Genomic DNA, 23,572 nt, shown 5'->3' with positions numbered 1-23,572 from the left:
GGAGGCGCATGCCACAAGGCTCGAAGCCGGCTCAAGGCGGGCTCGCGGCGCTCCGTCGCTCTGACTGGACGGCCAGAAAAACCTTACACCATGATAGCACGCCGATCTTTCAGTTCCGGGACGCCTCCGGGTGCGGCTCGGACGGCGTCGACGCGACACCGGACGGCCGTCCGGACGGCGCGCTCAGCCAGCTCAGAAGCGTGTCGCGCCGGGCGAGCGTGTCGCGGTAGCCGAGATCGATCAGCGCCTGCGTGAACTCGCGCTCGAACAGCAGATAGCTGGCGAACGCCGCACCCGACGCGCGATTGCCGCCCACCGCGCCGAGCAGCATCCGCACGGACAGCGGCAGCCGCTGCAAATGGCGCGCCGCGATCAGCTCGATGCGCTCGCTCGGCCCGATCGCGAGCACCTCGATATGCCGCCAGCCGCTTTCCGGCGCGACCGTGTGCGGCAGTTGCAGGACCATGCGGTTGACGTGCTCGATGCGCTCGATGTCGGCGCCCAGCGCATCGAGAAACACGCTCGCGAGCACCTGCTGGCCGATTTGCGCGAGCGTCGGGTAGACGTCGCTGTCGGCGCGCGCCATCAGCACTTCGGGCGCTTCGGCCACTTCGGGCGCTTCGGGCATGGCTGCGCCGGGCGACGGCGCGCTCGCGCCGATCACGACGATGCGCTCGGCGCCAAAGTGAATCGCGGGCGAGAGCGGCGCGATCTGGCGGATCGAGCCGTCGCCGAAATATTCGTGATGACCGTCGAGTTCGAGGCGCACGGCAGGAAACACATACGGAATCGCCGCCGACGCCAGCAGATGCTCGGGCGTGAGCGCCACCATGCGCGCCGTGCGCTGGGCGCGCCGCCAGGCCTGAATCGGCTCGCTCGCCTGATAGAAGGTCAGGTGCCGCCCGGACGAATAGCTGAGCGCCGTCACCGCGAGCGCGTGCAGCAGGCGCTGATCGAGCATCTGTTCGATGCGGTGGAAGTCGAGCGTGGCGGCGAGGAAGTGCGCGAGCGGCGCGTTGTCGAACAGCGTGCGCGGCGTGCGTCGCGCGCCGAGTCCGAAGGTCGCCCAGCCGAACGCGAGCGCCGCGAGCCAGCGGCCGCCCGCCGCCGCGATGCCGGGCCAGTCGGTGCGATAGACCTTGTCGGCACGCAGATCCGCCCAGAAATCGGCGAGACGGGCGGCACCGAGCGCGAAGTTATCGGCGTGACTCGCGATGGAGGTGGCGTTGATCGCGCCCGCCGAGGTGCCGCAGATTACCGTGAACGGCATCGCGCGGCGCAGCGGATCGGCCTGCGCGGCGAGTTCCGCGAGCGCACGCAGCGCGCCGGCCTGGTAAGCCGCGCGTGCTCCGCCGCCCATCATCACGAGCGCTAGCCGCATGATGCCGACGCTCCCCGTTCCTCATGTTCCGCGCGCACCGCCAGCGCGGCGCGCCGCGCGCCCTCAGCCCTGGTCGGGCTGCGCGGGCGCCTTCTTCGTGCCGCGCGCCGTCGTGCGGCTCGCGCCACCCGTGCTGCCGCTGCTGCCGCTACTGCCGCTGCTGCGCTTGGCCGACGGCTTCGCGCGCGGCGCGGCCCGCGCGCCGCTTGCGTGCGCATCCGCCGACGATCCCGCGCCGCCCGCGCTTCCCGCAGCTCCCGCCGACGCCGCCGCTTCGGCCGCCGCCTGCGCGGCCTGCGCCGCCGCGGCCGGCTGCGCCATCGCGAACTGCGCAAGCTGGTTGAACTGCGATTGCAGCAGGTTCCACCACGCCGAGGCATCGAAACCCGGCGGCGGCTCGGCGTCGTCCGCGGCATCGGCATCGGTTTCGGCGCGCGCGCCCGGCTTCGCTTCGGCCTGACGCGGCGCGGCGTGCTCGGGCTCGGGCGGCGGGCTCATCTGCGCTTGCGCGAACGCGCCGAACGCGCGCAGCGTGGAGAGCGTCGCGCGCTGCACTTCGAGCGCCTGGATCGCCGACTGGAGCATGCTCAGATTGAGCTTGAGCCACTGCTCGACGGCGCGCAGATCGGTGATGCGCTTGTCGAGTTCCTCGATGTTGGTCAGCGGCGTCATCATGTCGGACATCATCGAAAGCGACGGCCCGAGTCCCTGCCCCGCACCCGGCTCGCTGCCGGGAAACGCGCTGCCGAACGGCGTGAGGCGCATCATCCCCCACATGCGGTCGAGCATTTCGGCGGGCGGAAAACCGGGAAAGCCCGGGAACGGCGGAACGGCGCCTGCGGAATCGGTCATGCGGATCTCCCTCGCTTGGATGAATGGACGCGCGCGCGGCGCACGCCCATCGCTACTGTTACGTGCGGCGTGGACAGCAGGTACAACACCTGTCGATCATACCGCGCACGTGAACATCGGTAATGCGCGGACAACACGCCGACACCTTATATGCCGCGCCGCTCGAATGACTCATCAGAACGGATCGCCGCCCGGAAAGTCCGGCGCGCGACGCTCGCGCAGCGACTGCACGCCTTCGCGCACGTCCGGCCCCGAGAAGCCCATGAATTCGAGCGCGAGCGAGGTATCGAAGTTCGGTCCCGCCTGCCGCAGCCAGTTGTTGAGCGCGTACTTGGTCCAGCGCAGCGCGGTCTGCGAGCCGCTCGCCAGCCGCTTCGCCACCTCGAACGCCTTCGGCAGCAAGTCGTTTTCGTCGACGGCCAGCGACACGAGCCCGATACGCTCCGCCTCCTCGCCGCTCACCGGCTCGCAGAGCAGCAGGTAATACTTCGCCTTCGCCATGCCGCACAGCAGCGGCCAGACGATCGCCGCGTGGTCGCCCGCGGCCACGCCCAGCCGCGTATGCCCGTCGATGATGCGCGCGCTTTTCGTGGCGATCGAAATATCGGCGAGCAGCCCCGCGACGAGACCCGCGCCCACGGCCGGCCCGTGCATCGCCGAGACGATCGGCTTGCTGCAATTGATGACGTTGTAGACGAGATCGCGCGCCTCGCGCCAGACACGTGCGCGCACGTCGAAATGCAGCGCCATGTCTTCGACGAGCGCGAGATCGCCGCCGGCCGAAAAGCCCTTGCCCTCGCCGCGAATCACGGCCACGCGCGCGTCCGGATCGCGGTCGACGTCGCGCCAGATTTCGGCGAGTTCGCGATGCATGTTCGCGTCGGCGGTGGCAAGGCCGCTCTTGTTCGTGCCTTCGCCGCTCATCACGATCTCGACGATGCCGTGCGGATGCCGACGCACCTGCAGGGCGTGATAGCGGGCGTAAAAGGTGTCGTTCATGAGGCGCTCCTTGCTGATCCTGCTGATTTATTTCGGATGACCAATTTATGGGACAGCCGCTGCGTACACGCCTCAATGCGGCTGCCAGACCCATTTTCCGTTTTCGATTTCGACCATCACGCGCGCGCGGGCGTCGAGGCCGAGGTGATCGGTCGTGCTCATGTTGACGACGCCGTTGGTCGTCTGCAGACCGCGCGTGGCTTCGATGGCGTCGCGCAACGCATGACGGAACGCGCTCGTGCCGGGCGCCGCCGACTTCAGCGCGACGGGAATCGCGCTGTCGAGCAGCAGTCCCGCGTCCCACGCATAGGCCCCGAACGCCGACACCGATCCCGCGCCGTATCGCGCTTCGTAACGCGCAATGTAGTCGAGCGCGAGACGCCGCTCGGGCCGGTTGTCGGGCAGTTGCGCGGCCACCAGCACCGGACTCGCGGGCAGGAACGTGCCGTTGCAGTCGGCGCCGCACACGCGCAGGAAATCGCGATTGCCGACACCGTGATTGTGATAGACGAGGCCCGTGTAGCCGCGCTCCTTGAGCGCCTTCGGCGGCAGCGCGGCGGGCGTGCCGGCCGCGCCCACCACCACGGCGTCGGGCTTCGCAGCGACGATGCGCAGCGCCTGTCCCGTCACGCTCGCATCGGTGCGATTGAAGCGCTCGTTCGCGACGACGCGAATCCCGCGCGCCTGCGCCGCCTTCGCGACTTCGGCGTAGAACGCGTCGCCGAGTGCGTCGGCCTGCCCGATGTACGCGAGCGTCTTGACGTTGTGCGCGGCGGCGTGTTCGGCGATCGCGCCCGCCATCATCGCGTCGGTCTGCGGCGTCTTGAACATCCAGTGACGCTTGTCGTCGACGGGCTCGATGATCTTCGCCGACGAGGCCAGCGAGATCGTCGGCGTTTCGCCTTGCGCGATCACGTCGAGCATCGCCAGCGTGTTGGGCGTGATCGACGAACCGATGATCGCGTCCACGTGTTGCTCGTCGATGAGCTTCTTCGTGTCCTGCACGGCTTGCGTGGTGTCGGACGCGTCGTCGAGCACGATGTACTGCACCTGCTGGCCCGCGATCTGCGTGGGCAGCATCGCGGCGGTATCGCGCGCCGGAATGCCGAGCGACGCGGCCGGCCCCGTCAGCGAAAGCACGAGACCGATCTTGATCTGCGCGAACGCGAGCGAAGGCAACGCGAACAGCGCGAGCAACGAGAGCGGCGGGATAAAAAACGAAAGAGGCGAAACGGCGGACGCCCAGGAAAAGCGGCGGGTGCGAAAGCGCGGCATGGTGTCTCCGGTCGATCGCGCGGCAGCCACGCGGCGGCGCGGATCGCGTGATGTTGGACGAGCGTATTCTGCGTACGGCTTCGATGCGGCTACAGCTTTTCCTGCGTGCTCTACGGATTTGTTCTACGGCGATGTCGCGCTCACCGCGACAGGCGGTGCGCCGTCGTCAGCGCGTTTGCCAGTGTAGCCGCACGCGGCGCGCGCGGCATCCGGCGAAACCCTTTCAGGCGCCCTGCATGCGCCGACGCGCGCTCACTCGCCGCCGAGCGGCGCGACGGCCTGATCGATCGCGCCGAAGATCGACTTGCCCGCGTCGTCGAGCATCTCGATCTTCACGGAATCGCCGAACTTCATGAAGCCCGTGCTCGCCTCGCCGTGCTCGATGGTTTCGAGGCAGCGCTTCTCGGCGATGCAGCAGTAGCCGCGCTTCGCGTCCTTGTTCGAGACCGTGCCCGAACCGACGATCGCGCCGGCGCGCAGATTGCGCGTCTTCGCCGCGTGCGCGATCAGCTGGCCGAAGTGGAACACCATGTCGGTGCCCGCGTCGGGCTGACCGACCTTCTTGTTGTTCCACCAGACCAGCATCGGCAGATGCACGCGGCCTTCGCGCCAGTGCTCGCCGAGTTCGTCGGGCGTGACGAAGACCGGCGAAAACGAGGTGGCCGGCTTGCTCTGGAAAAAGCCGAAACCCTTCGCGAGTTCGGCGGGAATCAGGTTGCGCAGCGACACGTCGTTGACCAGCCCGACGAGGCGCACGGCCTTGAGCGCTTCGTCGGCGCCCGCGCCCATCGGCACGTCGCCGGTGATCACCGCCACTTCCGCTTCGAAGTCGATGCCGAAGGCTTCCGAGGCGCACACGATGTCGTCGGTCGGACCGATGAAGTCGTCGCTGCCGCCCTGGTACATGAGCGGATCGGTCCAGAACTCGGGCGGCATCTCCGCGCCGCGCGCGCGCCGCACCAGCTCGACGTGGTTCACGTAAGCCGAGCCGTCGGCCCACTGATAGGCGCGCGGCAGCGGCGCCATGCAGTCGCGGGCGTCGAAGCTGAAGGTGTTGCGGGCGCGGCCCTGGTTGAGCGCTTCGTAGAGGTCGAGCAGTTGCGGCGCGTAGAAGCGCCAGTCGTCGAGCACGCGCTGCAACGTGGGCGCGATCGCATCGGCGATGGCGGCGCTGCGCAGGTCGCGGGAAACGACGATCAGCTGGCCGTCGCGGGTGCCGTCCTTCAGCGTGGCAAGTTTCATGTGGTGAGGCGTGGATGACGATAGAGGAAATGTATTCTACGATGGTGAATCGGCGCGACCCAAGCAGCGCGCAGGTTTGCCTGCCACGTCGCTGACCCGTTGCCTGAATCCGCCGCGCCCCGATCCGCCCCGACGACCGCCTCAAAAACATCGACGCCTTCATGCCGAAGTCCCCCCGCTCCGCGCCCAGCGCCCGCACTCTCGCCGCGTCCACGGCCCTCGCCGACACCGATGCCGATCTCGACGACGCCAACGAAAGCGCGGAACACGGCGAAGGCGGCGAGGAAAAACTGCGCTCGGGCATCCAGTCGATCGAAGTGGGGTTCCGCCTGCTCGAGGTGCTGACGAACGAGCCGCGCGCGATGATGCTGCGCGACCTCGCGCAACGCGCGGGCATGAGCCCGGCGAAGGCGCATCGCTATCTCGTGAGCTTTCTGCGCCTTGGCGTGGTCGCGCAGGACCCGCTGTCCGGGCGCTACGAACTCGGCGGTTTCGCGCTGCAACTCGGTCTCGCGCGGCTCGCGCGCGTGGACGGCGTGAAGCTCGCGCGCCTCGCGCTGGCCGAACTGCGTGACGCGCTCGACATCACCGTGGGCATCGCCGTGTGGGGCAACCAGGGGCCGACCGTCGTGCACTGGCTGGAATCGACGCATCCGGCCAAGGCGTCGCTCAAGCTCGGCGACGTCATGCCGATGCTCAGCTCCGCGACCGGCCTGCTGTTCGCCGCCTACCTGCCGCGCAGCAAGACCGCGCCGATGATCGAGCGCGAACTGGGCAGCGCGCAGCACTTCTCGTACGGCTCCACGCCGCGCACGGCCGACGAACTCGAACGCGCGCTCGCTGACGTGCGCGAGCACGGCGCGGCGCGCGTGGAAGGCATGCTGCTGCCGACCATCCACGCGTTCTGCACGCCGGTGTTCGACGCGAGCGGCGAACTGGCGCTCGGGCTGATCGCGCTCGGCCACGAAGGGGCGTTCGATATCGGCTGGAACGGCGCGGTGGATACGGCGCTGCGCGCGTGCGCCGACAAGCTGTCGTACGAATTGGGGTACAGCCCCGCGGAACGCTGACGAAGCGACGAAGCAGCGAAGCGGCGGCGGACGGCACGCGGCGTGCGCCGGGGTTGGGCTTCTGCGTTGCTTCTGCGTTGCTTCTGCGTCGTTTCGCGAGCCCGCGCGCGCCTTTTTGCAGCGCGTGGGTGCGACATGTCACAGTAACGCCTGCGACACACGCCCATCCAGCCGCACCTGAACCCCGACGCCCCGACGACGCCAAGCCCCGCCGATGTCCACCTCCGCCACCGAAAACCGCCGCAACCCCGCCGGATCGCGCCCCTGGCGCTGGGTGGCCGTGTTCGTCGCGGTGACGGTGCTGCACTGGCTCGCCGCCGAGTGGTTCGAGCGTCATCACGGCGCGCCGCCGTCGGCCGAGAAAGTGCATGTGCCCGTGCAGGTGCGTCTGCTCAAGACCGAGCGTATCGAGCAGCAGGCGCGCCCCGCCGGCGCGGCGCAGACGCCCGCGTCGAAGCCCGCCAGACCGGCTCCGGCCAAACGCGCGCCGCCGCCGCCGCACACGCTGCAGGCCGTCGCGCCGCCGCAGCCTCATCCGCACCCCAAAGTCGCCGCCGCGCCCGACACGCCGGCATCGAGCGCGGATGCAGCTTCGGACGCTTCGGCGGCGTCGGACGCTTTGGCCGCCAGCGCCGCGACCGGCGCGAGCGGGACCGCCGCGGCCAAGGGCGGCGGCAACGGCAACAACCCGGCGGCACAAGCCGCCCAGGCCTCGCACGGCCTCAAGTTTTCGGTGCCGCCGTCGGGCGAATTGCAGTACGACACGTTTTATAACGGCGTGCGCAATCAGCCCGGCACGATCCACTGGAAGAGCGACGGCCAGCACTACGAGATGGTCGTCGAAGTGCCGCTGCCTTTCGTCGGCACCTTCAGCTGGACCAGCAAGGGGCACGTCGATCCGTTCGGCCTCGCGCCCGATCAGTACATCGAGAAACGCGGCCGCCGTCCCGCCGACGTCACCGTGTTCAATCGCGACCAGAAGCAGATCGTTTTTACGCGGACGCCGAATTCGCTCGCGCTGCCCGACGGCGCGCAGGACCGCTTCAGCATGGTCATGCAACTCGCGAGTTTGGTGCGCGGCGATCCGGAGACGTACAAGCCCGGCGTCACGCGCGAGTTCTATGTCGCCGACAACGACAGCGGCGAGAGCTGGCCCATCACCACCATCGGCGACGAAACGGTGAGCACCGATCACGGCTACGTGACCGCGCGTCATTTCATGCGCCTGCCGCGCCATGACGGCGACAAACGCCGCATCGACGTCTGGCTCGCGCCCGCGCTCGGCTGGCTGCCCGTGCGCATCATGCAGACGGAGCCGAACGGCAACGAATTCGAACTGGTCTGGCGCGGCGCGCTGGTGCCGCCAGGCGGCACCAGCGCAAGCAACGCTGCGCCGGATGCCACGCAGAATGCAGCGCCGGACGCAGCGTCGAATGTTGCGCCGAATGCAGTGCCGACGAATGCCTCGCCGAATGCCGCGCCCTCCACGCCGTCGACCGATATGACGAATGCGCCGCCGGCCACGCCGGATGCCTCGTCCGCAGCCGCCCCCACGGCAGGCGGCAGCGAGAACAGCAACGCCGCGCCAACCGATGCGCCAGCGGTCGCGCAGCCCTCGGCGACGCCGGAATCTTCATCGCCTGCAACGCCCTCGCTGCCGCCCGCCGACGCTCCGCTTCATCCCTGAAACGCCATTGCGCGCGTCAGCGCACACTGGGTCGCAAAGAAGTCGCGCGCACGCCGCAAAAGCCGCCCATCTTTCCGCACGGTTTTGGGAAATAGCGCATACTGGAATCGACAAAGCGACCCGCTTTGACCACGCGCGCAGACGGCTATGCACCGTCTGCCGCTTACGCGGCGCAGCGCCCGGCACCAGCCTTCGAGCGCCCCGCGAAGTCACGCAGAACGACTGCAAGGCGAGCAACAGAAAGGACTGAAGAAACGGCTCGAGGGAGGCCGTGTCGTACGCAACACGGAATACAGCGTCACGCACAACCGTTGCACATAACGGCAAGAGACTCACGAACGTCCGCGATGCATCACGGATAGCGCCATGAACGCCGGTCGGCATCATCGCGCGCCGCTTTCAGGCGCGCCGCTTGCGACAACCGTGCGTTCGGGCAGTACCGCGCAATCAGCCTGACTCCCAACCCACTACGGTGAAGGAGGAACGCATGCAAGCGACTGTCAACGGCATCGATACGCGCTACGTCTTCGAAGACCGCAGCGGGGGCCCGGCGCTGACGTTCATTCACCAGCTGGGTGGCGATCTCACGGTGTGGGATGCGCTTGCGGGACACTTCCGCCATCGTCATCGCGTGCTGCGCTACGACGTGCGCGGCCATGGCGGCAGCGCGGTCGCGCACGAGGTTTTCGGCATGCGCGAACTCGCCGCCGATCTCGCCGCGCTGCTCGACGACCGCGACATTCGCGCGACGCATCTCGTGGGCATGTCGATGGGCGGCATGATTGCGCAACAGTTCGCACTCGATTACGCGGAGCGCGTGCTCTCACTCACGCTTTGCGACACCGCGAGCCGCACCGCGCCCGAAGCGCGCGAGAGCTGGAACGAGCGCGCCGCGCTCGTACGACGCGAAGGTCTCGCCGCGCTCGCCGACGTGACGATGGCGCGCTGGTTCACGGCGGATTTCCGCCGGACGCATCGCGATACGGTCGCGCAAGTCTGCGACGTGTTGTTACGCACGCCTGCTGAAGGTTATGCACGCGCCTGCGAGGCGCTACGCGACTTCGACGTGCACGAGCGGCTCGCGCGGCTGCGCGTGCCCACGCTCGCCGTCGCGGGGCGTCACGACAGCGGCACGCCGCCCGCACACACCGAAGCACTCGCGCGGGCCATCGCGGGCGCACGCTACGAATTGCTCGACGCCGCGCATCTGGCCCCGGTAGAGGAGTCGCAAGGATTCGCGGCCTTGCTTGAAACGTTTCTTCGCCAGCAGGTCTAAGAAGTTGCACCCGGTAGCATCACGAAGCAAAGACTGAAACAGACGGAACCCCGAGGGAGAGCAGTCGAAAACAAGAGGTGCAGTGGGACCCACCCCTTGAATTCCAGAACGAACGCTCCATGTATCAACTCAAGCAGTGAGGGAGCGCAGGAAAAAGGAGTGTCGCCATGCAGATGATCTACAACAGTCCGAATTATTGCGTTGTCGAGTTTCCGCCGCAGGACGGCCATGTCGCCATGCGCTCGGGCGGGTACGAGATCGTCGACAAGAACTCGCGTCGCGAGATCTTCATCGACGGCGCAATGGCCGCGCGTTTTCGCGAAGACGTACAGAAGTTGATGGAGGAAGACCAGTCGCTCGACGAGGTTGACGAATTCCTCGGACAGTTCGACAGTCTGATGCAGCAACCCGTGGTGCTCCACTGACCCTCTGAGCGCGTCGCCGCGAACCGGCGACGCGCAGCGGCGGCACCCCGCCCGGAAAACCCCGCCTGGCCTCGCGGTCGCGCGGGGTTTTCTTTGTCCGGCGGGTTTGCTTCGTCCGCGCGACGCGCCAGTTCTCACGCCTCGCCGCTGCGCGCCCGCGCGCCCTCGCCCCCAGCCCGCTGCGGGCCTTGCGCGCCAGCGCGGCGCCCCGGCTGCGGCTACAATAACGGGTTTCCCCGTCCAACCGGCTCCACGCCCGCTCGCGACCCATGAACCAGCCTGCCGACACCGTTTCGCGTCCCGCCGCGAACACTTCCGCGCCCACCCGCTACACGCGCGGCGCCGCGCTGCCCGCGCTGCTCGCTTCGCGCATCCTGATTCTCGACGGCGCGATGGGCACGATGATCCAGCGCTACAAGCTCGACGAAGCCGCTTATCGCGGCGAGCGCTTCAAGGACTATCCGCGCGACATCAAGGGCAATAACGAACTGCTCTCGCTCACGCAGCCGCAGATCATCCGCGAGATTCACGACCAGTATCTCGCCGCGGGCGCGGACATCATCGAAACCAACACGTTCGGCGCGACCACGGTGGCGCAGGACGACTACGGCATGGGCGAACTCGCCATCGAGATGAACGTGGAGTCGGCGAAACTCGCGCGCGCCGCGTGCGACCAGTACTCGACGCCCGACAAGCCGCGCTTCGTCGCGGGCGCGATCGGACCGACGCCGAAGACCGCGAGCATCTCGCCCGACGTCAACGATCCGGGCGCGCGCAACGTGACGTTCGAGGAACTGCGCCGCGCGTACTACGAGCAGGCCAAGGCGCTGATGGACGGCGGCTGCGATCTGTTCCTCGTCGAGACGATCTTCGACACGCTCAACGCCAAGGCCGCGCTGTTCGCGCTCGACCAGCTGTTCGAGGACACCGGCGAGAACCTGCCGATCATGATCTCGGGCACCGTCACCGACGCCTCGGGCCGCATTCTCTCGGGTCAAACCGTCGAGGCGTTCTGGAATTCGCTGCGTCACGCGAAGCCGCTCACGTTCGGCCTGAACTGCGCGCTCGGCGCGGCGCTGATGCGCCCGTATATCGCCGAACTCGCGAAGCTGTGCGACACCTACGTGTCGTGCTACCCGAACGCGGGCCTGCCGAACCCGATGAGCGACACCGGCTTCGACGAACTGCCCGCCGACACCTCGGGGCTCCTGAAGGAGTTCGCCACGGCCGGTCTCGTGAACGTCGCCGGCGGCTGCTGCGGCACCACGCCCGAACACATCGCGGCCATCGCGAAGGCGCTCGCAGAGATCAAGCCGCGCCGCTGGCCGGGCCAGTATCGCGACGTCGAATAAGACGCGCCGACACGCCCCGCTACCCTTAAACGACACACCGACGAACCCTGACGACCCGGTCCCCCGCCATGACTGACCATACCCTGCGACTCTCCGGCCTCGAACCGTTCAACGTGACGGACGGCACGCTGTTCATCAACGTGGGCGAGCGCACCAACGTGACCGGCTCGAAGGCGTTCGCGCGCATGATTCTCAACGGCCAGTTCGACGAGGCGCTCGCAGTCGCGCGCCAGCAGGTCGAAAACGGCGCGCAGATCATCGACGTCAACATGGACGAGGCGATGCTCGATTCGAAAGCGGCGATGGTGCGCTTCATGAATCTGATCGCCTCCGAGCCCGACATCGCGCGCGTGCCGATCATGATCGATTCGTCGAAGTGGGACGTGATCGAAGCGGGCCTGCAATGCGTGCAGGGCAAGGCCATCGTCAACTCGATCTCGCTCAAGGAAGGCAAGGAGCCGTTCATCCATCACGCGAAGCTGATCCGCCGTTACGGCGCGGCGGCCGTGGTGATGGCGTTCGACGAAACCGGCCAGGCCGACACGTATCAGCGCAAGATCGAGATCTGCCAGCGCTCGTACGACGTGCTCGTGAACGAAGTCGGCTTCCTGCCCGAAGACATCATCTTCGACCCGAACATCTTCGCGGTCGCCACGGGCATCGAGGAACACAACAACTACGCGGTGGACTTCATCGAAGCCACGCGCTGGATCAAGCGGAACCTGCCGCACGCGAAGATCAGCGGCGGCGTCTCGAACGTGTCGTTCTCGTTCCGCGGCAACGACCCGGTGCGCGAGGCGATCCACACCGTGTTCCTCTACCACGCCATCCAGGCGGGCATGGACATGGGCATCGTGAACGCGGGCCAGCTCGGCGTGTATGCCGATCTCGACGCCGAACTGCGCGAGCGCGTCGAAGACGTGGTGCTCAATCGCCGCGACGACGCCACCGACCGTCTGCTCGAAATCGCCGACAAGTTCAAGACCGGCGCGGCGAAGAAGGAAGAGAACCTGGAGTGGCGCAATCAGGACGTCGAGAAGCGTCTTGCGCATGCGCTCGTGCACGGCATCACGAACTTCATCGTCGAAGATACCGAGGAAGCGCGCCAGAAGATCATGGGCGGCGGCGGCCGTCCGATCAACGTGATCGAAGGCCCGCTGATGGACGGCATGAACATCGTCGGCGACCTGTTCGGTCAGGGCAAGATGTTCCTGCCGCAAGTGGTGAAGTCGGCGCGCGTGATGAAGCAGGCCGTCGCGCACCTGATTCCGTTCATCGAGGAAGAAAAGCGTCTGCTCGCCGAATCGGGCGCGGACGTGCGCGCGAAGGGCAAGATCGTCATCGCGACCGTGAAGGGCGACGTGCACGACATCGGCAAGAACATCGTGTCGGTCGTGCTCCAGTGCAACAACTTCGAAGTGGTCAACATGGGCGTGATGGTCCCGTGCAACGAGATTCTCGCGAAGGCGAAGGTCGAGGGCGCGGACATCATCGGTCTGTCCGGCCTCATCACGCCGTCGCTCGAAGAGATGGCCTACGTCGCGAGCGAAATGCAGCGCGACGACTATTTCCGCGTGAAGAAGATTCCGCTGCTGATCGGCGGCGCGACCACCTCGCGCGTGCACACGGCCGTGAAGATCGCGCCGCACTACGAAGGCCCGGTCGTGTACGTGCCGGACGCGTCGCGCTCGGTGTCGGTGGCGTCGAGCCTGCTGTCCGACGAAGGCGCAGCGAAGTACATCGACGAACTCAAGACCGATTACGACCGCGTTCGCGAGCAGCACGCCAACAAGAAGGCGCAGCCGATGGTCACGCTCGAAGCCGCGCGCGCCAACAAGACGAAGATCGACTGGACCGGCTTCGAACCCGTGAAGCCGAAGTTCATCGGCCGCCGCGTGTTCAAGAACTACGACCTGAACGAGCTGGCGCAATACATCGACTGGGGCCCGTTCTTCCAGACCTGGGATCTGGCCGGTCCGTATCCGCAGATCCTCAACGACGAGATCGTCGGCGAGTCGGCGCGCAAGGTGTTCTCCGACGCCAGGTCGATGCTCTCGCGCCTGATCCAGGGCCGCTGGCTGCAGGCGAACGGCGTGATCTCGCTCTTGCCCGCGAACACCGTCAACGACGACGACATCGAGATCTACACCGACGACTCGCGCACGGAAGTCGCGATGACGTGGCGCAATCTGCGCCAGCAGTCGGTGCGTCCGGTGGTGGACGGCGTGATGCGCCCGAACCGCTGTCTCGCCGACTTCATCGCGCCGAAGGACTCGGGCAAGGCCGACTACATCGGCATGTTCGCGGTCACCGCGGGCATTGGCGTGGACGTGAAGGAAGCGCAGTTCGAGAAGGATCACGACGACTACAGCGCGATCATGCTCAAGGCGCTCGCCGACCGTTTCGCGGAAGCCTTCGCCGAGGCGATGCACGCACGCGTGCGCCGCGACCTGTGGGGCTATGCGTCGGGCGAGACGCTCGACAACGACGCGCTGATCGCCGAGAAGTACGCGGGCATCCGTCCGGCGCCGGGCTATCCGGCCTGCCCGGACCACCTCGTCAAGCGCGACATGTTCGACGTGCTGCAGGCCAACGAGATCGGCATGAGCGTGACCGAATCGCTGGCGATGTTGCCGGCGGCGAGCGTCTCGGGCTTCTATCTCGCGCATCCGGACAGCACGTATTTCTCCGTCGGCAAGATCGGCCAGGACCAGCTCGCGGACTTCGGCCGCCGCATGGCGCTCTCCGAAGAAGACGCACGCCGCGCGCTCGCGCCGCTGCTCTGAGCGAAAGTCGGCGAGTCGCCGCGACCTCCGCCCGTGCGCCGTGGCCGCCAGGCTCCGGACGCGGGCGTTGCGGCCAGCCGACATATGCCATTCGATAGGCTGAATATTACGCGCGCGTCATTTTTCGGCTTTGTAAGATGGCAGCGCTTTACCCTTGGCCAAACGCGGCGGCGCGCATCGTCCGGCGCCGCGCCGGCTCGATCATCAGCAAGTCCTTAATAAAATCGCCTTTGGAGAATCGTATGAAGAAGCTGATGTTGATGTTGACCGCCTTCGGCGTCGCGGCGCTCGCGCAGCCGTCGTTCGCCCAGCCGGCCGCGCCTCACGAGTCGAGCGCGGTGTCGTCGTATTCGGCACCCACCGAAAAGCACGTGAAGAAGCCGAAGAAAAAGAAGGTCAAGAAAGGTGCTGCCTCGGCCGCCGAAGCCGCGCCGGCAGCGGCCAGCGAGTAAGCGGCGTCACGCGCCGCCAGCGCTTGAAAAAGCAAAGAGCCCGCATCGAGCGGGCTCTTTCTTTTTTGCAGTTCACCGTGCGACTCACACCCAGCGCGCGACATCGTCGGCTTCGAGACTCAGCACGCTCGACGTTCGCGGCCGTCCGCGCAGGGGCACGTCAGATGCCCCACACGATGTCGTTGTCTTCTTTCTTCGCCGCGCGCAGCATGTCGAGGAACGGGAACGCGCGCTGGGCGAGGCCCGGCGGCAGTTCGTGATGTTCGTAGCCGTCTTCGCCTTCGTGGAAATGGCCTTCGTGTTCGGCGCGATCCTTCTTGTCGGTGGCGATGGCCGCCTCGAGCTTACCGATGGCCGTGTCGAGTTCCTCGTGCGTGATCACGCCGCGCTCGCCAAGCCGCTTGCCGATGATGCCAAGAAGATATTGCGCGAGATTTTCCAGCATCGTCACGTCAGGCGACGCGTGGCATTTGAATGTAACCAGCATGTCTGTTCCCTTTATGATTTTTGATGTCCGCTTGACCTGGGCTGGACGCCGTTGCCGGCGCCCGCTGTAACTGGCGCCCTGCAACCGGAGATGCGCCAGCGGAAAAGCGAAACTGGCGAGCCCGGGTGTGCCGGGCTTCTCATTTCACATATTAGCACCTGCTAAAATCCGTCTGGACGGAATTACCCGCAGGGCGCGGCCCTGTCCGGCCAGCCGGTACGCCACAGCCAGCGCGCGACGCGCGCGCCTGACGCGACAGCCGCCGGACAGGCGGCCAACCGGCCAGAACGTGGCGGGTTAGCTGCCCCGATCGCTGGCCTGAAAGCTGACAAAGGCCGGCGGCGGCGCCCCGCCCTCACCCGAATTCGACGGCAAGCGCCGGCCTTTGCGCTTCATGCAGGCCGGCCCCGCACCCAACTACCCGCACAGGACCTGCAACAAGCATGCTGCCCGCACAGAAACACACCCTGGAGACTCTGCTCGCCGACGCCGTCGCCCAGGTGGCGAAGGCCACCGAGGGCGCGACCGAAGCCGCATTCGTCGTGCCCACGATCGCGCTCGAGCGTCCGAAGGTCGCCGCGCACGGCGACGTCGCCTGCAACGTCGCGATGCAGCTCGCCAAGCCGCTGCGCGCCAATCCGCGCGCGCTGGCCCAGCAGATCGTCGACGCCGTGAAGGCGCTGCCCGCCGCCGCCGGTCTGATCGCCGACGCCGAAGTGGCCGGTCCCGGCTTCATCAACCTGCGCCTGACCGTCGACGCCAAGCGCGCCGTGCTCGGCGCCGTGTTCGCCGAAGGCGCCGCGTTCGGCCGCTCGCAGCGCGAAGCCGGCAAGCGCGTGCTGGTCGAGTTCGTCTCGGCCAATCCCACCGGTCCGCTGCACGTCGGCCACGGCCGTCAGGCCGCGCTCGGCGACGCCATCTCGAACGTGCTCGGCTCGCAGGGCTACGACGTGCACCGCGAGTTCTACTACAACGACGCGGGCGTGCAGATCGGCAATCTCGCCGTCTCCACCCAGGCGCGCGCGCGCGGCCTGAAGCCGGGCGACGCGGGCTGGCCCGAAGCCGCCTACAACGGCGAATACATCGCCGAAATCGCCCGCGACTACCTCGCGGGCGAAACCGTCGCGGCCAAGGACGGCGAGCCCGTCACCGGCGCGAAGGATCCGGAAGACCTCGAAGCGATCCGCCGCTTCGCCGTCGCCTACCTGCGCCACGAGCAGGATCTCGACCTGCAGGCGTTCGGCGTGAAGTTCGACCGCTACTACCTCGAAACGTCGCTCTACACCGAAGGCCGCGTCGAGAAGACCGTCGAGTCGCTGATCGCCTCGGGCCAGACCTACGAGCAGGACGGCGCGCTGTGGCTCAAGACGACCGACTACGGCGACGACAAGGACCGCGTGATGCGCAAGTCCGACGGCACCTACACGTACTTCCTGCCGGACGTCGCATACCACGTCACCAAGTGGGAACGCGGCTTCACCAAGGTCATCAACGTCCAGGGCTCGGACCACCACGGCACCATCGCGCGCGTGCGCGCGGGCCTGCAGGCGCTCGGCATCGGCATTCCGACGGGCTATCCCGACTACGTGCTGCACAAGATGGTCACCGTCATGCGCGACGGCCAGGAAGTGAAGATCTCCAAGCGCGCGGGCAGCTACGTGACCGTGCGCGACCTGATCGAATGGTCGGGCGGCGCCGATGTGGACCGCGCGGGCAGCGACGTCGCGCCGGATCAGCTCGACGAAGCGACCATCCGCCGCGGCCGCGACGCCGTGCGCTTCTTCCTCATCTCGCGCAAGGCCGACACGGAATTCGTGTTCGACATCGACCTCGCGCTGAAGGAAAACGACGAAAACCCGGTGTATTACGTGCAATACGCGCACGCACGCATCTCGTCGATTCTCGGCGACTGGCAGGGCAAGTTCGGCGGCAAGCTCGACGCGCTGCCGCAGATCGACCTCGCGCCGCTGTCGAGCGAACGCGCGCTCGCGCTCATCGCCAAGCTCGCCGAATATCCGGAGATGCTCACGCATGCGGCCGGCGAACTCGCGCCGCACGCGGTCGCGTTCTATCTGCGCGAACTCGCGGCTGAATTCCACTCGTTCTACAATGCCGAACGCGTTCTCGTCGACGACGCGGCCGAGCGCGATGCGCGCGTCGCGCTGCTCGCGGCCACGCGCCAGGTGCTCGCGAACGGTCTCGCGATGATCGGCGTGTCGGCGCCCGAGCGCATGTAACGCAACTGACGCATGCGTCGCGCCGCGCAGTGCCGCGGCGCATGACCACGTGAAGCGACATGTTTGGGGCGCGTCCGCGAGCGGGCGCGCCATTCCAGGATTCTCTTGTTTGCAGGTGATTCAGACGATGGCAAAACCGCGCCGCACTACAAAACAGCAGTCGAAACAGTCCGGGGGTACGTTTCTCGGTGTCGTGCTGGGCCTGATTGTCGGCCTTGCGATCGCGGTGGTGGTGGCGCTCTATATCACGCGCTCGCCCACGCCGTTCGTCTCGAAGGTCGCGCCGCCGGCCGCTTCGGACGCCAGCCAGAGCGAACAATACGATCCGAACCGTCCGCTGCAGGGCAAGACGCCGGGCCAGCCGGTCACGCCGCAAGCCGCGCAGAGCACGCCGCCGAACACCGCGCCGGGCCAGACCACGAATCAGTCGCAGTCGTCGGGCATGCTCGACGAGCCGCAGATCGTCGAAGTGCCGCCGTCGGGTTCGACCGACAACAGCGCGAACAACGCCGCCAACAACGGCGTCGCGGTCGCGCCGAAGCCCTCGACGGGCAACACGGCCGACACCACGCAGCCCGCGAAGAAGCCGCAGCCGTCGAGCCAGCCCGCGCAGCAACTCGCGAACAACCAGCCGCAGAAGTCTCCGAACGCGATTCCGGCGCCGAACGCCGCGAAGCCCGCACAGCCCGGCTCCGGCGCGCCGTCGGCCGCCGACGCCAACACCGGCTACTTCCTGCAGGTAGGCGCGTACAAGACTTCGTCCGACGCCGAGCAGCAGCGCGCGCGTCTCGCCTTCCAGGGCTTCGAGTCGAAGGTCACGCAGCGCGACGCGGGCGGCATCACCTACTACCGCGTGCGCATCGGTCCGTTCTCCAAGTTCGACGACATGAACTCGACGCGTCAACGTCTGTCAGACGCCGGTATCGACACCGCCGTCATCCGTTTCTCGAAGCAGTAACCGCCGTCCGCGCCGCGCCGCCGCGCGCTTCGCTCCCCGCGCCGTCCGCACCGTTGCGTGCGCAAGCGCCACGGGCGGAGCGCGCAGCCCGCGGCGCGGTCTCATCCAGCAACGCCGCGGCCGCGCGCAGCCTGCGCGCCGCACCCATCGGGCCGGACGCCGCCGGCCTCGTCCAGTGGAACCACACGCTATGAAACGCATTCTCGGATCGCTCCTGCTCTCGCTCTCCATGATCGCCGGCGCCGCGCACGCCTCGCCTGCCGCGCCGGTCGCCAGCAAGGACTACACGGTGCTCAAGGCGCCACAGCCGCTCGACGTGCCCGCGGGCAAGATCGAAGTGATCGAATTCTTCTGGTACGGCTGCCCGCACTGCAACGCGTTCGACCCGTACCTCGAATCGTGGATCAAGAAGCAGGGCGCGGACGTCGTGTTCAAGCGCGTGCCGGTTGCCTTCCGTGACGATTTCGTACCGCATTCGAAGATGTACTACGCGCTCGACGCGCTCGGCCTCGCGCAGAAGCTCACGCCGGCCGTGTTCCACGAAATCCACGTGAACAAAAACTACCTGCTCACGCCGGAAGACCAGGCGAAGTTCCTCGCCACGCAAGGCGTCGATCCGAAGAAGTACATGGACGCGTACAACTCGTTCTCGACGCAGAGCGCGCTCCAGCGCGACAAGGCCATGCTCGACGCGTACAAGATCGACGGCGTGCCGACCATCGCGATCCAGGGCAAGTACGAAACCGGCCCGGCGCTGATGCAATCGACGGAAGACAAGGCGCTGCCGGACACGCTGCAGGTCATGGACTTCCTCGTTTCGCAGATCCGCGCGAAGAAGATGTGAGCGCGCGCGCCGGCATGACACACCCGCTCAAGGTTTTCATCACCGGCGCGTCGAGCGGCATCGGCGCCGCTCTCGCCGCCGAATACGCGCGGCGCGGCGCCGTCCTCGGGCTCGTGGCGCGCCGCGCCGACGCGCTCGAGGCGTTTCTCCAGTCTCATCCGCAACACCCCGTCTCGATCTATCCCGCCGACGTGCGCGACGCCGATGCGCTCGCCGCCGCCGCGCGCGCGTTCATCGCCGAACACGGCATGCCCGACATCGTGATCGCCAATGCCGGCGTGAGCCGCGGCGCGCTCACGGGCGAAGGCGAACTCGCCACGTTCCGCGACGTGATGGACACCAATTACTTCGGCATGGTCGCCACCTTCGAGCCGTTCGCGCAGACCATGGCGCAGACGCGGCGCGGCACGCTCGTGGGCATCGCGAGCGTGGCGGGCGTGCGCGGGCTGCCGGGTTCGGGCGCGTACAGCGCGTCGAAGGCTGCGGCGTTCGCCTATCTCGAAGCGCTGCGCGTGGAGATGCGCCCGTTCAAGGTGCCCGTGGTCACCATCGCGCCCGGCTACATCCGCACGCCGATGACCGCGAAGAACCCATACCGCATGCCGTTCCTGATGGACGCCGACCGCTTCGCCGCGCGCGCCGCCGACGCCATCGCGCGCGGACGCGCCTTCGCCGTGTTTCCGTGGCCGATGCGCGTGGTCGCCGCCCTGCTCGGCGCACTGCCGCGCTGGCTCTACGACCGCGCCTTCGAGCGCGCGCCGCGCAAGCCGCGCACTGCGCAGCATTGACCCCTGCCCCCAATCGTTGGGGGAGATCGGCCTCCCACTCGTCGTGGGAGCGATCAGACCCACGCTCGTGGGGGATGGGGAGCGATCGCCCCCCATATTGGTATGCCGATTAATTTGTTGTCCGGGCTATATCCCTTCGATAAGCTTTCCCGATCGGACCCTCGCGCCGTTCGTCGCGCGCGCAGCGCGGCAGACGGCGGACCGGTCCGCACACCAACGGCAAGACCCTGGCAAAACGGAGATCCCATGCGCTTCACCTCGCCCGCCCCCGTGCTCGCCGCCGCCCTGTGCGCGCTCGCCTGCGCGGCCACGCCCGCGCTCGCGAAACCGCTCACGATCTGCACGGAGTCGAGCCCGGACGGCTTCGACGTCGTGCAGTTCAACTCGCTCGTGACGACCAACGCCTCCGCCGACGTGATCTTCAACTCGCTCGTCAGCTACGACGAAGCGCAGAAGAAGGTCGTGCCCGCGCTCGCGCAATCGTGGGACGTGAGCGCCGACGGCCTCACTTACACGTTCCATCTGCGCCCGAACGTGGCGTTCCAGACCACCGAATGGTTCAAGCCCACGCACACGCTGAACGCCGACGACGTCGTCTTCACCTTCGAGCGCATGCTCGACGCGAATAACGCGTGGCACAAGGTCGCCGGCCCGAGCGGCTTCCCGCACGCGCAGTCGATGGGTCTGCCCAAGCTCATCAAGTCGGTCAGCAAGGTCGATGCGAACACGGTGAAGTTCGAACTGAACGAGCCGAACGCCACCTTCCTCTCGATCCTCACGATGGGCTTCGCGTCCATCTACTCGTCCGAATACGCCGATCAGCTGCTCAAGGCGGGCAAGCCGCTCGACCTGAACGCGAAGCCGGTCGGCACCGGCCCGTTCCAGCTCAAGAGCTACACGAAGGACGCGGTGATCCGCTACGACGTGAATCCGTCGTACTGGGGGCCGAAGCCCAAGGTCGACCGCCTGATCTACGCGATCACGCCCGACGCCGCCGTGCGCGCGCAGAAGGTGAAGGCCGGCGAATGCCAGATCGCGCTCTCGCCCAAGCCGCAGGACGTGGCCGACGCGAAGACCGACAAGGCGCTCAAGGTCGTGCAGACGCCCGCTTTCATGACGGCCTTCGTCGCGCTCAACACGCAGAAGAAGCCGCTCGACAACCCGAAGGTGCGTCAGGCGCTGAACATGGCGTTCGACCGCACGACGTATCTGAAGACCGTGTTCGACAACACGGCCACGCCCGCGACCAATCCGTGGCCGCCCATCACCTGGGGCTACGACAAGACGATCCCGCCGTATCCGCACGACATCGCGAAGGCCAAGGCGCTGCTCGCCGAAGCGGGCGTGCCCAACGGCTTCTCGACGACGATCTGGGTGCGCCCGAACGGCAGCGTGCTCAATCCGAATCCGCGCGCGGGCGCCGAACTGCTGCAAGCCGATTTCGCGAAGATCGGCGTGAAGGCGGAGATCAAGGTGATCGAATGGGGCGAGCTGATCAAGGAAGCCAAGCAGGGCCAGCACGACACGCTCTTCATGGGCTGGGCCGGCGACAACGGCGATCCGGACAACTACCTCTCGCCGCTCTTTAGCTGCAACGCGGTGCAGTCGGGCATCAACTTCGCGCGCTTTTGCGATCCGAAGCTCGACAAGCTGATCGCCGACGGCAAGGCAACCGCCGATCAGGCGAAGCGCACGAAGCTCTACGAGAGCGCGCAGAAGATCATTCACGATCAGGCGCTGTGGATTCCGCTCGGCTATCCGACCGCCGCCGCCATCACGCGCGCCAACGTGAACGGCTATCAGGTGAGCCCGTTCGGCCGCCAGAACTTCGGCGCGGTGGCGGTGCAGTAAAGCCGTCCGTTGCGCGGCGCGTTGATCGCGAAATGAAAAAAGCCGGGGCATGTCCCCGGCTTTTTTGTGCGCGCTTGATGAGCGTTTGTACGTAGCGGGCGTAACGTGCGCTGCCCGCGCCGTGCTCAAGCGACCGCGAGCACCCGCTCCCCGGCCTCGCGTGCGGACGCGCCGCGCGCAATCAGCGCCTGCCAGTGCAGCTTCGGAAACACGTCCTCGCCGAGCGCGCTCTGCATCGACAGATTGCGCACCTCGACGCCGCGCCGCGCGAGCAGACCCGCCGCACCGCGAAACGACGGTTCGATGATGTCGCGGAAATCCTCGTCGAGATGACTCGGCTGCATGTTCGCCGCCGACTCGTAGAAACGCGGCGTGAGCGCCGCATTGGCGAGATCGACGCCGTGCAGCAGGATGCGGCGAAAGCCGAGCGCCGCCAGCACCTGCAAACCCGTGTACGCGACCGTGCAGCCGTCGAACACGCCGCGCCGCAGATCGAGGCTGAAACCCAGCGTGTGCGGCGCGTCGAACAGCGCGAGCGCGCGTTCGTCGTAGACCGCGCGCACTGCGTTCTTCTCGACGGCGCGGCGGCCGGCGGGAAACAGCATGTCGTCGACGAGAAACACGCGGCAGCGCAGACGCTCCACGCCGAAGCGCTGCACGATATGCCAGAGCACGACCGGCGTCGCAAACAGCGTGAGCGGCTCGCGAATCACGCGCTCGACCAGATCGACGCGTTGACGCGCGAAGCCCGTGTCGACGATGCAGTAGTAGTCGAAGCGCACGCCCGCGCGTTCCTGCAGCGCGATGGCGCCGTTCACGCCCATCACGCGCGGCATGGCGAGCGCGCGGTAATCGATCTCGTTGATCGACGGACCGGTGGCGATCAGATGGCATTCGCGCGCGTCGGGCAGCGGCAGCACCGCCGTGCCGTTCACGCAGGGCAAACTGCGGCCGCCGATACGCATGCCGGTAAGCCGCCCCGTTGCGTCGCGTTCGAGCGTGACGCCGTGCGCGATGCGTTCGTTATGACGCCACGCGCGTGAATGCGTGTGGCGATAGAGCAGCTTGAAGAAGGTGTTGAGGGCGCGGCGCACCGGCGAGGACGCGGCGGACTGCGCGTTCTCGACAGGCGCGGGGGCGTGATTCGCATTCGCGGCTTTCGCAGCGAACGCGGCGTCCGCCGTGCTCGACTGTCGCTCCGCTTCGACGCCAGCGCGCGACGAGCGGATGGCGTTGCATTCGGAGACCATCGCTAATCCTTGCATCGAGACGAAGCCGAAGGCTCCGCGCATAAAGGAAGGAAGGACGAGTCTACGTTTTGCTTTCGTTACGTTGGTTACAAAGAGTAGGAAAAACTATTACAGACGCTTACGAGCGAGAAATTTGCTGACATCTCCGCTCGGGCGGCACACACGTAACGAAGCTGGAAATACGCAACAATTTGCGCAATCCACAGGGACTGCAAACTCCTTACCAAAATCGCTTGATCGAGTGCAAAGCCCGTAATGATTGGGCTTTCACATCGTCACGGGGCAGCTTGCGACCTTTCATTGCACCGTCAAAGCCGAGACGATTGTTGCAGATTCGTAATTTTCAAAGCCGCGCGGCGA

The 23,572-nt window shown here is 67.0% G+C and carries 19 protein-coding genes; 12 read left to right on the top strand and 7 right to left on the bottom strand.

The window, feature by feature from the left end:
- Positions 1-109: 109 nt before the first annotated feature.
- The 5 genes from G5S35_RS00905 to G5S35_RS00885 form a co-directional block, all read right to left on the bottom strand.
- On the bottom strand, positions 110-1,381 hold the full coding sequence (locus G5S35_RS00905; RefSeq protein ID WP_110325331.1) for a patatin-like phospholipase family protein: 1,272 nt from the start codon (positions 1,379-1,381) through the stop codon (positions 110-112).
- A 63-nt stretch (positions 1,382-1,444) separates the two neighbouring features.
- Entirely contained in the window at positions 1,445-2,233 is a 789-nt protein-coding gene (locus G5S35_RS00900) for a PhaM family polyhydroxyalkanoate granule multifunctional regulatory protein (protein WP_110325329.1), read from the bottom strand.
- Positions 2,234-2,407: 174 nt separating this feature from the next.
- Positions 2,408-3,232: an enoyl-CoA hydratase/isomerase family protein gene (locus G5S35_RS00895; protein WP_176079439.1), complete on the bottom strand. Its 825-nt coding sequence runs from the start codon at positions 3,230-3,232 to the stop codon at positions 2,408-2,410.
- Positions 3,233-3,304: 72 nt separating this feature from the next.
- The gene (locus tag G5S35_RS00890; protein WP_183038471.1) at positions 3,305-4,507 is read right to left on the bottom strand and encodes an ABC transporter substrate-binding protein; all 1,203 of its coding nucleotides are present in this window, start codon (positions 4,505-4,507) and stop codon (positions 3,305-3,307) included.
- 252 nt (positions 4,508-4,759) lie between these two features.
- Positions 4,760-5,749, bottom strand: a complete 990-nt coding sequence (locus tag G5S35_RS00885) for a fumarylacetoacetate hydrolase family protein (RefSeq protein ID WP_065062051.1) — start codon at positions 5,747-5,749, stop codon at positions 4,760-4,762.
- Between the two features lie 161 nt (positions 5,750-5,910).
- Between G5S35_RS00885 and G5S35_RS00880 the strand changes: the two genes are divergently transcribed.
- The 7 genes from G5S35_RS00880 to G5S35_RS00850 all read left to right on the top strand — a co-directional run bounded on the left by G5S35_RS00880 (position 5,911) and on the right by G5S35_RS00850 (position 14,797).
- Entirely contained in the window at positions 5,911-6,819 is a 909-nt protein-coding gene (locus G5S35_RS00880; RefSeq protein WP_183038470.1) for an IclR family transcriptional regulator, read from the top strand.
- 214 nt (positions 6,820-7,033) lie between these two features.
- Positions 7,034-8,506, top strand: a complete 1,473-nt coding sequence (locus tag G5S35_RS00875; RefSeq protein ID WP_183038469.1) for a DUF3108 domain-containing protein — start codon at positions 7,034-7,036, stop codon at positions 8,504-8,506.
- Between the two features lie 487 nt (positions 8,507-8,993).
- Complete coding sequence (gene pcaD / locus G5S35_RS00870; protein WP_183038468.1) at positions 8,994-9,782, top strand: 3-oxoadipate enol-lactonase; 789 nt, start codon at positions 8,994-8,996, stop codon at positions 9,780-9,782.
- A 167-nt stretch (positions 9,783-9,949) separates the two neighbouring features.
- Positions 9,950-10,207, top strand: a complete 258-nt coding sequence (locus G5S35_RS00865) for a BTH_I0359 family protein (RefSeq protein WP_065062046.1) — start codon at positions 9,950-9,952, stop codon at positions 10,205-10,207.
- 269 nt (positions 10,208-10,476) lie between these two features.
- Positions 10,477-11,559 carry a homocysteine S-methyltransferase family protein gene (locus tag G5S35_RS00860; protein WP_065062045.1) on the top strand — a complete coding sequence of 361 codons (1,083 nt, stop codon included), beginning with the start codon at positions 10,477-10,479 and terminating at the stop codon, positions 11,557-11,559.
- Positions 11,560-11,627: 68 nt separating this feature from the next.
- Positions 11,628-14,345 carry a methionine synthase gene (gene metH / locus G5S35_RS00855; protein ID WP_110325321.1) on the top strand — a complete coding sequence of 906 codons (2,718 nt, stop codon included), beginning with the start codon at positions 11,628-11,630 and terminating at the stop codon, positions 14,343-14,345.
- A 137-nt stretch (positions 14,346-14,482) separates the two neighbouring features.
- Positions 14,483-14,797: a hypothetical protein gene (locus G5S35_RS00850; protein ID WP_375790400.1), complete on the top strand. Its 315-nt coding sequence runs from the start codon at positions 14,483-14,485 to the stop codon at positions 14,795-14,797.
- Between the two features lie 160 nt (positions 14,798-14,957).
- Here the strand turns inward: G5S35_RS00850 and G5S35_RS00845 are convergent, their stop codons facing one another.
- Positions 14,958-15,284: a DUF1840 domain-containing protein gene (locus G5S35_RS00845; protein ID WP_065062041.1), complete on the bottom strand. Its 327-nt coding sequence runs from the start codon at positions 15,282-15,284 to the stop codon at positions 14,958-14,960.
- A 443-nt stretch (positions 15,285-15,727) separates the two neighbouring features.
- Here G5S35_RS00845 and argS point away from each other — a divergent pair, with 443 nt between their 5' ends.
- From argS to G5S35_RS00820, 5 genes are all read left to right on the top strand, one after another.
- Entirely contained in the window at positions 15,728-17,521 is a 1,794-nt protein-coding gene (gene argS, locus G5S35_RS00840) for an arginine--tRNA ligase (protein WP_074981418.1), read from the top strand.
- Positions 17,522-17,648: 127 nt separating this feature from the next.
- Positions 17,649-18,479 carry an SPOR domain-containing protein gene (locus G5S35_RS00835; RefSeq protein ID WP_065062313.1) on the top strand — a complete coding sequence of 277 codons (831 nt, stop codon included), beginning with the start codon at positions 17,649-17,651 and terminating at the stop codon, positions 18,477-18,479.
- Between the two features lie 190 nt (positions 18,480-18,669).
- Positions 18,670-19,323: a thiol:disulfide interchange protein DsbA/DsbL gene (locus tag G5S35_RS00830; RefSeq protein ID WP_065062038.1), complete on the top strand. Its 654-nt coding sequence runs from the start codon at positions 18,670-18,672 to the stop codon at positions 19,321-19,323.
- Positions 19,324-19,337: 14 nt separating this feature from the next.
- On the top strand, positions 19,338-20,111 hold the full coding sequence (locus tag G5S35_RS00825; RefSeq protein WP_074981727.1) for an SDR family oxidoreductase: 774 nt from the start codon (positions 19,338-19,340) through the stop codon (positions 20,109-20,111).
- A gap of 246 nt (positions 20,112-20,357) precedes the next feature.
- Positions 20,358-21,962: an ABC transporter substrate-binding protein gene (locus G5S35_RS00820; protein WP_183038467.1), complete on the top strand. Its 1,605-nt coding sequence runs from the start codon at positions 20,358-20,360 to the stop codon at positions 21,960-21,962.
- A 125-nt stretch (positions 21,963-22,087) separates the two neighbouring features.
- Here the strand turns inward: G5S35_RS00820 and G5S35_RS00815 are convergent, their stop codons facing one another.
- Positions 22,088-23,212, bottom strand: a complete 1,125-nt coding sequence (locus G5S35_RS00815; protein ID WP_183038466.1) for a hypothetical protein — start codon at positions 23,210-23,212, stop codon at positions 22,088-22,090.
- Between the last annotated feature and the right edge of the window lie 360 nt (positions 23,213-23,572).

Source organism: Paraburkholderia tropica, from assembly GCF_014171495.1.
Taxonomy (GTDB): domain Bacteria; phylum Pseudomonadota; class Gammaproteobacteria; order Burkholderiales; family Burkholderiaceae; genus Paraburkholderia; species Paraburkholderia tropica.
This window is presented reverse-complemented; position numbering and strand designations above follow the sequence as displayed.

Coding starts and splice junctions, on each gene's coding strand:
- G5S35_RS00905 (WP_110325331.1), bottom strand. CDS start 1,381: ATGCGGCTAGCGCTCGTGATGATGGGCGGCGGAGCACGCGCGGCTTAC.
- G5S35_RS00900 (WP_110325329.1), bottom strand. CDS start 2,233: ATGACCGATTCCGCAGGCGCCGTTCCGCCGTTCCCGGGCTTTCCCGGT.
- G5S35_RS00895 (WP_176079439.1), bottom strand. CDS start 3,232: ATGAACGACACCTTTTACGCCCGCTATCACGCCCTGCAGGTGCGTCGG.
- G5S35_RS00890 (WP_183038471.1), bottom strand. CDS start 4,507: ATGCCGCGCTTTCGCACCCGCCGCTTTTCCTGGGCGTCCGCCGTTTCG.
- G5S35_RS00885 (WP_065062051.1), bottom strand. CDS start 5,749: ATGAAACTTGCCACGCTGAAGGACGGCACCCGCGACGGCCAGCTGATC.
- G5S35_RS00880 (WP_183038470.1), top strand. CDS start 5,911: ATGCCGAAGTCCCCCCGCTCCGCGCCCAGCGCCCGCACTCTCGCCGCG.
- G5S35_RS00875 (WP_183038469.1), top strand. CDS start 7,034: ATGTCCACCTCCGCCACCGAAAACCGCCGCAACCCCGCCGGATCGCGC.
- pcaD (WP_183038468.1), top strand. CDS start 8,994: ATGCAAGCGACTGTCAACGGCATCGATACGCGCTACGTCTTCGAAGAC.
- G5S35_RS00865 (WP_065062046.1), top strand. CDS start 9,950: ATGCAGATGATCTACAACAGTCCGAATTATTGCGTTGTCGAGTTTCCG.
- G5S35_RS00860 (WP_065062045.1), top strand. CDS start 10,477: ATGAACCAGCCTGCCGACACCGTTTCGCGTCCCGCCGCGAACACTTCC.
- metH (WP_110325321.1), top strand. CDS start 11,628: ATGACTGACCATACCCTGCGACTCTCCGGCCTCGAACCGTTCAACGTG.
- G5S35_RS00850 (WP_375790400.1), top strand. CDS start 14,483: ATGGCAGCGCTTTACCCTTGGCCAAACGCGGCGGCGCGCATCGTCCGG.
- G5S35_RS00845 (WP_065062041.1), bottom strand. CDS start 15,284: ATGCTGGTTACATTCAAATGCCACGCGTCGCCTGACGTGACGATGCTG.
- argS (WP_074981418.1), top strand. CDS start 15,728: ATGCTGCCCGCACAGAAACACACCCTGGAGACTCTGCTCGCCGACGCC.
- G5S35_RS00835 (WP_065062313.1), top strand. CDS start 17,649: ATGGCAAAACCGCGCCGCACTACAAAACAGCAGTCGAAACAGTCCGGG.
- G5S35_RS00830 (WP_065062038.1), top strand. CDS start 18,670: ATGAAACGCATTCTCGGATCGCTCCTGCTCTCGCTCTCCATGATCGCC.
- G5S35_RS00825 (WP_074981727.1), top strand. CDS start 19,338: ATGACACACCCGCTCAAGGTTTTCATCACCGGCGCGTCGAGCGGCATC.
- G5S35_RS00820 (WP_183038467.1), top strand. CDS start 20,358: ATGCGCTTCACCTCGCCCGCCCCCGTGCTCGCCGCCGCCCTGTGCGCG.
- G5S35_RS00815 (WP_183038466.1), bottom strand. CDS start 23,212: ATGGTCTCCGAATGCAACGCCATCCGCTCGTCGCGCGCTGGCGTCGAA.